This is a genomic window from Pseudogracilibacillus amylolyticus (SeqCode), assembly GCF_051918545.1.
Taxonomy (GTDB): domain Bacteria; phylum Bacillota; class Bacilli; order Bacillales; family Amphibacillaceae; genus Pseudogracilibacillus.
In genome coordinates, this window is the sequence record NZ_JBPPZG010000223.1 from 1 (window position 1) to 6,137 (window position 6,137).

7 protein-coding genes are annotated in these 6,137 nt (G+C 36.5%); 6 read left to right on the forward strand and 1 reads right to left on the reverse strand.

All coding sequences use genetic code 11. The features are described from left to right. The 6 genes from ACPYKA_RS17815 to ACPYKA_RS17840 all read left to right on the forward strand — a co-directional run. A partial coding sequence (locus ACPYKA_RS17815) for a M3 family metallopeptidase (protein ID WP_479543550.1) occupies positions 1-268 on the forward strand: 268 nt, incomplete at its 5' end. A gap of 294 nt (positions 269-562) precedes the next feature. Further along, the gene (locus ACPYKA_RS17820; protein WP_479543551.1) at positions 563-1,291 is read left to right on the forward strand and encodes an ABC transporter ATP-binding protein; all 729 of its coding nucleotides are present in this window, start codon (positions 563-565) and stop codon (positions 1,289-1,291) included. Then, the gene (locus ACPYKA_RS17825) at positions 1,288-2,040 is read left to right on the forward strand and encodes an ABC transporter permease (RefSeq protein WP_479543552.1); all 753 of its coding nucleotides are present in this window, start codon (positions 1,288-1,290) and stop codon (positions 2,038-2,040) included. The genes ACPYKA_RS17820 and ACPYKA_RS17825 overlap by 4 nt, the downstream gene beginning before the upstream one ends. A 76-nt stretch (positions 2,041-2,116) precedes the next feature. Continuing rightward, entirely contained in the window at positions 2,117-2,371 is a 255-nt protein-coding gene (locus tag ACPYKA_RS17830) for an amino acid decarboxylase (protein ID WP_479543553.1), read from the forward strand. Between the two features lie 153 nt (positions 2,372-2,524). Beyond that, positions 2,525-3,739 carry a BaiN/RdsA family NAD(P)/FAD-dependent oxidoreductase gene (locus tag ACPYKA_RS17835; RefSeq protein ID WP_479543556.1) on the forward strand — a complete coding sequence of 405 codons (1,215 nt, stop codon included), beginning with the start codon at positions 2,525-2,527 and terminating at the stop codon, positions 3,737-3,739. A 426-nt stretch (positions 3,740-4,165) separates the two neighbouring features. Then, complete coding sequence (locus tag ACPYKA_RS17840; RefSeq protein WP_479543554.1) at positions 4,166-5,356, forward strand: MFS transporter; 1,191 nt, start codon at positions 4,166-4,168, stop codon at positions 5,354-5,356. Positions 5,357-5,505: 149 nt separating this feature from the next. Here ACPYKA_RS17840 and ACPYKA_RS17845 read toward each other — a convergent pair whose 3' ends face one another. Continuing rightward, complete coding sequence (locus ACPYKA_RS17845) at positions 5,506-5,898, reverse strand: hypothetical protein (RefSeq protein ID WP_479543555.1); 393 nt, start codon at positions 5,896-5,898, stop codon at positions 5,506-5,508. Between the last annotated feature and the right edge of the window lie 239 nt (positions 5,899-6,137).

Genomic DNA, 6,137 nt, shown 5'->3' on the forward strand with positions numbered 1-6,137 from the left:
GATGCGCCAGCCACATTACTATATGGGGTTATATCCATATACATATTCAGCTGGGCTTACCGTCTCCACGACTGTCGTACAAAAAATTAAGTCTGAGGGGCAGCACGCAGTTGACCGCTGGCTTGATGTCCTTAAATCTGGCGGAACATTGCGACCACTTGAGTTGATTAAAAAAGCCGGTGTCGATATGTCAAAACCCGATGCGATTAAAGACACGGTCGCTTATGTCGGTTCACTCATTGATGAATTGGAAAAAAGTTATCAATAGTTCGAAAAACTCCTAGTCACTAGGAGTTTTTTATTTTTATAGGGATTCGACTCGACATCTTGGAATTCCACTCGACTTCTTGTGAATCGACTCGACATGTTGGAAATCCTCTCAACATCTTAAAAATCGACTCGACTTCTCGGAATTCCACTCGACTTCTTATGATTCGACTCGACTTCTCGGAAATCCTCTCAACATCTCATCGATATGTATTATACCCCCAGTTCATATGATTAATATTTCCATATAAAGCATGGTAATATAAGGTGAACAATAAAATAGGAGAGTTTCAAAATGACACGTAATCCATCTGCTATTAATTTTCACAATGTCAGTTATTCCATTGACAATATCAATATTTTAAAAAATATAACCGGCTCCATCCCAAAAGGAAAAATAACGACGCTCGTTGGTCCTTCTGGATCTGGTAAAACATCATTGCTCAAATTATGTAATGGTTTAGCTTCTCCTACTGAAGGAGAAATTTTCATCAATGAAAAACCAATCACATCCTATGAGCCAACAGAACTTAGAAGGCTTGTCGGAATGGCTTTACAAAGTGCACCGATGGTAAGTGGAAGCGTATTTGATAATCTTTCCCTACCAAAAAAACTGCAAGGAGACGAATTGTCGGAAGATGAAGCCATTGAAATTTTAGAAAGAGTTGGATTGGAAAAACAATTTTTACACCATCAGTCAGAAGATCTATCTGGTGGGCAAAAACAAAAAGTTTCCATTGCCAGAACATTAATTAACAGATCCAGCATACTTTTACTGGATGAAATTACATCTGCTTTGGATAAAACTTCTGTAAAAGAAATTGAAACACTTATTTTACATATTAACCAAAACTTTGGCGTAACAATTATTTGGATCACCCATAACATAGAACAAGCTATGCGGATTGGTGATTACACTTGGGTTATGATGAATGGAGAACTTATCGAGACCGGAAAAAGCGATTTATTAAAAGATCCGCAAAATGAACTAGTCCGGCAGTTTGTACTAGGAGGAGAAGCATGACATATCCAGTACTAGCACTTACATTAATTTTCGTTGTCATCCCACTAATCTTATCCAAAACATTAAAACTTGGGCTAGAGAAAGATACAATTATCGCAACAGTTCGTTCCATTATTCAGCTATTAATCGTTGGATATATTTTAAAGTTTGTCTTTGATTCGGAGAGTTTATTGTATATCTTTCTAATGGTCGTACTTATGATCGTCGCCGCAACACAAAATGCCCGTAAAAAAGGAAAGCAAATTAAAGGGATTACGTGGAAAATTGTCGTTACCCTAGTACTTGTTGAAGTACTTACTCAAGGCATTTTACTTGGATTTAAAATTATTCCCCCTACCGCCCAATATATTATTTCGATTAGCGGAATGGTCGTCGGTAACTCTATGGTACTTTCCATTCTATTTTTAAATCGATTTACAGCAGAAGTCGAAGCCCACCAAGATAGAGCTGAATTAATCTTATCTCTCGGGGGAACGCCGAAACAAGCGATACATCATCAGCTTATCAATTCTATAAAGGCGAGTATGATTCCAACGATTGAAAGCCAAAAAACGATGGGGCTTGTTCAACTTCCCGGGATGATGAGTGGACAAATTATTGCTGGAGCAGATCCGATTCAGGCAGTACAATTTCAGTTGCTAGTTCTATTTTTACTCCTCACAACAGCAGCTGTTTCAAGTGTTTTTCTCGGATTTCTATCATATCCAAGTTTATTTAATAAGCGGATGCAACTTGTAAAAAATTTATAGATGTAAAAAAATAATTTACGGGAAAATTAACGATAGATAGTAAACTACTTTTAAAAATTGATGGAGGTTGGAAAAAATGTTACCTGTTCAAATGGACGGACAACGTGCAATTATTGATTTACGCGAAGCTATACTTGAAGGACAACATCCTCGCTTTGAAGTATTTGAATATGTGAAAAAAGCAGATGTTGGAACCATTTTTGAAATACACACACCAAGAATCCCTAAACCGTTAATTAAAGGATTAGAAGATTTTGGCTTACATGTCATTGTAGATAAAATTGATACAGACCATATTCGCGTTGTTACAGTAAAAAATAATGAACTATAATTTTTGTAAAGGGGTGCGAACGCATCTCTTTTTTGAGCAAATAGGAAATCAGAAAATCTTATAGGCACAACTATCGATGTGATGATTGCCAAATCGAAAGGATGAATTTTTTTGTATGATGTAGTTGTAATAGGTGGGGGACCATCTGGATTAATGGCAGCAATTTCTTCAGCTGAAAATGGCGCCAAAACACTTCTTCTTGAAAAAGGAACAAAACTCGGAAATAAACTGGCAATTTCCGGTGGCGGACGCTGTAATGTGACGAATCGCCTTCCCCAAGAAGAAGTCATTAAAAACATTCCGGGTAATGGAAAATTTTTATACAGCGCTTTTTCGATCTTTAATAACAATGACATTATCGACTTTTTTGAAGGAATAGGGGTTCAATTAAAAGAAGAAGATCATGGCAGAATGTTCCCTGTTTCTAATTCCGCAAAGTCGGTTATCAATACACTTGTAAATAAATTACATGAATACGGTGTTGACATTAGGCTGTCAACCGCGGTTGAAGCAATACACTTTACTGAAAAGTTACATACTGTACTTCTAAAGAACGGTGAAAAAGTGGCCACAAAAGCTGTAGTAATTGCAGTTGGTGGAAAATCAGTTCCGCATACAGGTTCAACAGGAGACGGATATGCGTGGGCAAAAAAAGCTGGGCACACGATTACGGAACTTTACCCTACCGAAGTAGCATTAACTTCCAATGAACCATTCATTAAAAATAAAGCGTTACAAGGACTTTCTTTACGTGATGTTGCATTATCTGTCTTAAATCAAAAAGGAAAACCAATTATAACGCATCAAATGGATATGGTTTTCACCCATTTTGGCGTATCAGGTCCAGCTGTTTTAAGATGTTCGCAATTTGTTGTAAAAGAAATTATGAAAGGTCGCGATCATGTTATCCTGCATTTAGATACACTACCAGCAGATACGATTGATGAACTTGTTGATAAAATTTTTAATTTACGAGATGAAAATCCTAGAAAGTCTTTTAAAAATCTGATAAAAGATGTTACTACGATTCCAGAACGCCTGCTTAACGTAGTTTTCGAACAGAACTTAGTAGATAATGAACTACGCGCAGGAAATGTTTCAAAAGATATTGTGATGACTATAGTTAAAAGTTTAAAAAAATTTACCTTTTTAGTGAACGGTTCACTTCCGATTGAAAAAGCGTTTGTCACAGGTGGAGGAATTTCTACAAAAGAAATCGTTCCAAATACGATGGAATCAAAAATTATGGATCGCCTGTTTTTTTGTGGAGAAATTTTAGATATTCATGGCTATACCGGGGGATATAATATTACTGCAGCACTAGTGACAGGAAGACTTGCAGGTACAAATGCAGCATACACCTCATAATCCATTAAGCCAAATTAATTTTATTCAAACAGCTCTGTACGGATCTTGAATGGATAAATTCCTACACATTATGGATATGTAAGAAACTTCCTTGCAACTATAAAAACTTACATTTAAAAGAGAGGATTCTGAAACTTTTACCAAAATATTTTACTAGATTTTAGCGACTGCTTTTGGTTTGAGTTTCTCTAAGAAATCTTCAGATCAATCACCGACTACAAGTAGCTTATAGTATGCTTACTGGTATGCTATAAGATAACACCAAGCAATGATATTAAGGAAACATCAAAATAGAAAATTCAATCTGAAGCAGATAAGTTTAGTTGTTTGACAAAAGCAGGTATAATGGAATTAAAGAATTAAACAAGAAAGAAGTGTTATAGAATTAGTTATCAAAAATCACTAGTTAAACGAAATGTCGTCATTATGTGGTTTGCGAACTTTTTCATTGCTGGAAGTATGACAATGGTACTTCCGTTTATTTCTCTCTACATTGATTCATTCGGAAATTTTTCTAAAAGCTATGTTCAAAGTTGGTCCGGCTGGATTTTTGCGATTACTTTCGTAACTGCCCTTATTTTCTCACCTATTTGGGGACGAATTGGAGATAAATATGGCAGAAAAAATATTTTAATTATTTCCGCTACAGGACTTGCTGTTTCAGTACTATTAATGGGGTTTGCCACAACGGTTTGGCAGCTTTTTTTATTGCGCTTTATCATGGGGGTATTCACAGGTTTTATCCCAATGTCACAAGCGTTTATCTCTACTCAGACTCCAAAAGAAATTGCGGGTCGAGTACTAGGTTCTTTACAAACAGGTAGTGTCACCGGTACATTAATGGGACCATTATTAGGTGGAGTGCTAGCAGATATGTTTGGCTATAGCGCCACATTTAAATGGGTATCAATAACCATTTTTCTCTCGGCATTTATCGTCATATTTGGACTTAAAGAGATGCAGATGATCGTAACAAACAAGGCCGAGAAAAAAATGTATACGACAAAAGAAGTAATTATGCATATTGTAGGGCATCCAGTCTTACTTATCGTAATGATTACCTCGACACTTGTACAGATTGCGCATTTTAGTATTCAACCTATTTTATCGTTGTATGTTGCAGAGATTAATGGGGTGAAGAGCCTTGCTTTCTTTTCGGGAATCGCTTTTTCTGCGGCTGGACTTGGCAATTTGCTTTTTGCTAGACTTTGGGGAACATTTGGGGATAAATTCGGATATATAAAAATATTGATTATTCTATTATTTATGGCGGGAATTGTTTACCTCCCTGGTGCGTTTGTAACAAATATCTGGCAATTAGTTATTTTAAGATTTTTACTTGGAATAGCGATTGGTGGAATTGTGCCAACAAGAATTGCATATATTCGACAGGAAGCGCCACTCTCAATGCAAGGCGAAGTACTTGGTTATAATACAAGCTTACGATTTTTAGGAAACATTATTGGTCCAGCTCTTGGTGGAGTTTTAGCCGGTTTTTTTGGATTCTCATCCGTGTTCTTCGTAACAAGTGCCCTACTTATTATTACTGGGACAATTATGCTCTTCGCATGGTATAAATATGAAAAAGTTGATGGGAAATTATTGTTCCCACATTAAAATCATGAACGAAGCTTTCTTTAACTTAGAAGGCTTCGTTTTTTTAAAGAGGCTTTTTTCCCCCACGCTAGAAGCTCTCCGGAACCACCGGCATAGTCGACGGTTTTTAAAGATCATAATAAAAACTCCAACGCTGAAATCCTTTGACTTTATTTTTCTCGCTCAAAATAACAATTTCGTGTTTTGGACACCCCTGTGCTATTAATACCAAATCCATTTTCATTTTCCATCGTAATTTTATAAAAGTCAACTTCACCATTTGGATTATAAAATTCAATCCTCATACCTCCTTCATCAGATTCTCTTAATCGATAAACAAATTCTTTTTCCTGATCAATGACATACACATTTTCTTCATCAATAAATTCCAGACCTCCATCAAAAGGAGGACACACAGGATCACCGCCGATTTCTCCATCCTCATATCCGTTAATTAGCAGCCATGTTCCTCCGATCAGTTGATCTTCAGTTATCACGTTGCCACAACCACCCATCACTATTATTACTATCATAAGCAGCAAAAGTTGCCGACCAATTTGCACACTTCAACACTCCTTTATAGTCCATCCGGTCTATTACCAAAAATTCGATCAAGCTCCCTTTTCTATGCTGTAGCTTTTCCTAACACCAGAAAATTAATTTTAATCCATCTGCCTACCATCGAAAAAACACAAAAACTCCAACGTAAGGTAACGTTGGAGAGTCCATGATTTTATTCCTCCCGCTCAAAATAACAATTTCGTGTTTTGGATACTCCTGAGCCATTAAGCCCAAATCCATT